Annotated in this window: 3 protein-coding genes and 1 pseudogene; 3 read left to right on the forward strand and 1 reads right to left on the reverse strand. The window is 62.8% G+C overall.

Annotated elements, in window-relative coordinates; translation table 11 throughout:
* Nucleotides 1–488 precede the first annotated feature (488 nt).
* On the forward strand, nucleotides 489–1958 hold the full coding sequence (locus tag WBF82_RS01710; RefSeq protein WP_424381378.1) for an APC family permease: 1470 nt from the start codon (nucleotides 489–491) through the stop codon (nucleotides 1956–1958).
* A gap of 111 nt (nucleotides 1959–2069) precedes the next feature.
* Here the strand turns inward: WBF82_RS01710 and WBF82_RS01715 are convergent.
* Nucleotides 2070–2195 (reverse strand): annotated as a pseudogene (locus tag WBF82_RS01715) (LGFP repeat-containing protein); the annotation flags it as partial.
* A 108-nt stretch (nucleotides 2196–2303) separates the two neighbouring features.
* Between WBF82_RS01715 and WBF82_RS01720 the strand changes: the two are divergent.
* Together WBF82_RS01720 and WBF82_RS01725 are read left to right on the forward strand one after the other, a co-directional pair.
* Nucleotides 2304–3887, forward strand: a complete 1584-nt coding sequence (locus WBF82_RS01720) for an HNH endonuclease signature motif containing protein (RefSeq protein WP_424381380.1) — start codon at nucleotides 2304–2306, stop codon at nucleotides 3885–3887.
* Between the two features lie 20 nt (nucleotides 3888–3907).
* Nucleotides 3908–4246 (forward strand): SIMPL domain-containing protein (locus tag WBF82_RS01725; RefSeq protein WP_424381379.1); only part of this gene is annotated, 339 nt, incomplete at its 3' end.

Below are 4246 nucleotides of genomic sequence, written 5' to 3' on the forward strand. Positions count from 1 at the left end.
CCGCCAACCTTGTTCATCGCCGAGTCGGCAACTATTCACTTAGCTGAGGGAGTAAGCTGCGAAATATGCGTTTGGCATGAAAGTTATTGGCGTTCAATATGATTAGAGGTTCGTATGAGTATTTTGATGATTGCCATTCTACACGGTAAGCTTTGCTCGGCGCGCCGACGGTCATGTCAGTGGGCTCGGCGATTTCGCCGCGATAGTCCGTAGCTAATTCCGCTGTCCCATACGAGAATTCGAGGCATCATCCTGCGCTCCTGTTGTACCGCAGCCGAATTCGAGACCGGCCGCTGAGACCGCGAGTTTGAGGAACGTCCGGCCTGAACGGTGCGACAAGATGAGAGCCACGCTTTAGCGGTCGGTGAAGCCAGCTGCTGGTATATCTTGACGAAAGCCGGCTAACTCACCACGAGCGAGCGAGACTAGGAGCAGCTGTCGCCAGCGCAGTCGAGCGTGGCGACCACAGATGCTCCCAAGGAGGCGCGATGCCAACGTCGGCGCCGAGCCTGCCACGGCAGATGTTGCGACGCCGCCCGGTCAGCGGCGCACCGGTCGCCGTCGGGCCCTCGGATCATTTGCAGCGCAGCATGGGAACCTTCCTGCTGACGATGTTCGGCGTGGGCGAAACCGTCGGTGCGGGCATCTTCATCGTGCTCACGCAGTCGGTGCCGCAAGCCGGCCCGGCGGTGGTTATCTCATTCATTATCGCCGGCGCCGCGGCGGGACTGGCCGCGATCTGCTATGCCGAGATGGCCTCGGCCGTACCGGTTTCAGGATCGGCCTACTCGTACTGCTACGCCACCCTCGGCGAGCTCGCGGCAATAGGCGTCGCAGCATGCCTGCTCCTCGAGTACGGCGTGTCCGGGGCCGCGGTGGCCGTCGGGTGGAGCCAGTATCTGAACAAGTTGCTTGACAATGTCTTCGGATTTCATTTGCCCCAAGCTATTTCGGTGGGGCCGTGGGATGCCGAGCACGGTTTCATCAATCTGCCGGCCATCGTCTTGGTGGCAATGTGTGCCGTCCTGCTGATTCGCGGTGCAAGTCAATCCGCCAAGGCCAACGCGGTGATGGTGGTGATCAAGCTCACCGTGCTGGTGATTTTCGCTGCCATCGCCTTCACCGCGTTCAAAGCTGATCGCTTCAAAGACCTGGCACCGTTCGGCGTCTCGGGCATCAGTTTGGCTGCCGGCACCATCTTCTTCGCCTACATCGGCCTCGACGCGGTATCGACCGCCGGCGACGAAGTCAGAGATCCGCAACACACGATGCCGCGGGCAATCATTTACGCCCTGCTGATCGTCACGGGTATCCATGTGCTCGTCGCAGTCGCCGCGATCGGTAGCCAGCCGTGGCAGGACTTCAAAGGCGAAGAGGCAGTGCTGGCCGTGATCTTGGATCACATCACCGGAAACACCGCGGGCAGCACCCTGGTATGCGCCGGCGCAGTGATATCCATCTTCTCGGTCACTCTGGTGACGCTGTACGGCCAGACCCGCATCCTGTTCACGATGGGCCGTGACGGCCTGCTGCCGACGGCATTCGCGAAGGTCAACCCCCGCACGATGACACCGGTCGGAAACACTGTGATCGTTGCCGTCGTGGTGGCAGTTCTGGCCGCGCTGGTCCCGCTGGACCGGCTGGCCGAAACAGTGTCCATCGGCACCCTGACCGCATTCATCGTGGTGTCAGCAGGAGTGATCATCCTGCGCATTCAACAACCGGATTTACCACGCGGCTTCAAGGTGCCGGGCTATCCGGTGACGCCGCTCTTGTCGATCGCGGCATGCGCCTACATTCTGTTAAGCCTGCATTGGTACACCTGGGTTGCCTTCAGCGGCTGGGTGATACTGGCGCTGATCTTTTACCTGGTGTGGGGCCGGCGTCACAGCGCACTGAATGGCGAAGGGAACGACGGCAGCACAACCACGGTGCCGGTCACCGAGGATGTCACGTAATTCGCTGCCCTCGGCCTTGGACGCGGCTACGCTAAAACCTTGCCGTTACGGCAAGGTCAGGGATACAGAGGTCAGCGGGTGCGAGGAGAGTTACCGTGGCCCACACCGTTGGGTGTCATTCTCGTCGCTGGTCGGATAACCGAGCTTGCCATTCATCCCGCCCAGCTCGTCCCATTTGTCGCGGATCTTGCCCCACACGACATAGGGAACGCCGGTTCCGTGAACGCAGATAACGCCAGCCTGCGGCCCTGCAAAAATTTGTCACCCAGCCGCTCTACACTCGAACGTATGTTCGATATGAGTCTCGATCCGCTGGCTACTGCGGGAGTTGGCGACCCGGCCGCGATGGCCGAGCTGCAGCCGACCGCCCTGGTAGCCGCGGTCGAGTCGTCGTATCGGCTGGAGTCGATGCTGGTGGCGCGTCGGCTCGGGGCCGTGGCGGCGCTGCTGCACCATCGTGTCGCAGCCGCCAAGCAGGCCGAGCGTGAGCACGGATATGCGGTGATCGACGGGTTCGAACAGACCACCGCCGAGGTGGCCGCGGCGATGAATTTGTCCCCGATGGCGGCGAGCTACCTAGTCTCCCACGCTGAGGCGCTGGATGTTCGCCTGCCCAAGGTGGCGGCGCTACTGGCCGAGGGCCGAACCGATTGGCGCACCGTGCGGCTGATCATCAGCCGCACGGATCTGGTGAGCGACGACGGGCTGATGGCCAAGCTGGACGACTCGTTGGCCGCGCGCATCGCCAATTGGCACGGCTGGTCAAAGCAGCGCATCGTCAACGCGGTCGATGCTGCGGTGCGGGTAGCGGATCCCGATGCTGCCCGTGAGCGCCGCATCGCTGCGGAAGAGGACCGCTACATCGGGATTACCGCTCAGGACAACGGGATGGCCGAGGTGTACGGGACTGTCGCGGCCGCGGCAGCGACGGCGTTCGACCGACGGCTCTCGCAGCTGGCCAAGCAGGTATGCCCGGCTGATCCGCGCACGTTGGATCAGCGCCGCGCCGACGCCCTGGCCGCGCTGACCGAGGGCCGCCGTTTGGCGTGCGCCTGCGGACAACCACAGTGCGCCAACAGAGTTGACGTCGCTGAGTCTGATCACGATCCGGCCGGGGCGCAGGTGATCGTCAACGTGGTAGCCAGCGAGCAGACCATCAAAGGGCAAAGCGATTTGCCCGGTTATCTGGACGGCTACGGGGTCATCGATGCCGAGCAGGTCCGCGAGCTGGCCGACGCGGCATGGCTGCGGCTGGCCGATCCGCAAACCAGCGCCGCAGCCGCGCTGCATTATCAGCCCTCGGCCGCGCTCGAGCGCTTCATCCGCTGCCGGGATTTGACATGCCGATTTCCAGGCTGCAGCCGCCCGGCGACCCATTGCGACATCGATCACACCATTCCGTTCAACCACGAGAACCCGGCGGCCGGCGGGCTGACGGTGGCGAGCAACCTGAAATGTCTTTGCCGCCAACATCATCGACTGAAAACGTTTGCTGGCTGGCATGACAAGCAGCTGGCCGATGGCACAATAGTGTGGACATCACCCACCGGCCAGACGTATCGCACTGCTCCCGCCGGAGTCGACTTATTCCCGCAGCCGCGCGGTTCGGCATGCGGGACGCCCACATTGAACAGGCGTAGCAGGGCTAAACAACGAAGCTCTCGAATCGCGCAGGCGCGCAAGCATAATCGCGAGCAGCGTCCGATCAACGATGCCCGCCGAAGGCTCGAGGAAGCGCGCAAAGAGGAAATCGCGGACCGCAAGTTTCGAAATCATATGCGCTACACGCTGTTTCTGTTCAAGGGCAAGTCCAGCACAAGCCCATTTTGTACCTGGGTGAACGATGCGCCCGAACCCGAAGAGCTGCCGCCGGACTGGACACCAGAAAATCCAGAACTGGAACCGCTGCCTGACGACCCACCCTTCTGAGAACAGCTAGGGTGCAAATCATGCCCGTCCCCGACCGCGCCAGACTGCCACTTCGCATCATGCTCACGCTGGGTCTTACGGTCGGCGTCTTGTCCGGCTGTGACAGCCACGCGGGACGGGTCGGGGACAACCCTCGTGAGGTGACGGTTGTCGGCTCGGGCCACGTGCAGGGCGTCCCGGACACCCTTACTGCCGAAGTCGGTATCGAGTTCAGGGCACCGGACGTGACCGCGGCGATGAACCAGACCAACGACCGCCAGCAGGCGGTCATCAATGCGCTGACTGGCTCGGGCGTCGACCACAAAGACATCACCACCACCGAGGTCAGCCTGCAGCCCGAGCACGACAGTGCCGGTGAC

It is taken from the genome of Mycobacterium sp. (assembly GCF_049673265.1).
Lineage (GTDB): Bacteria > Actinomycetota > Actinomycetes > Mycobacteriales > Mycobacteriaceae > Mycobacterium.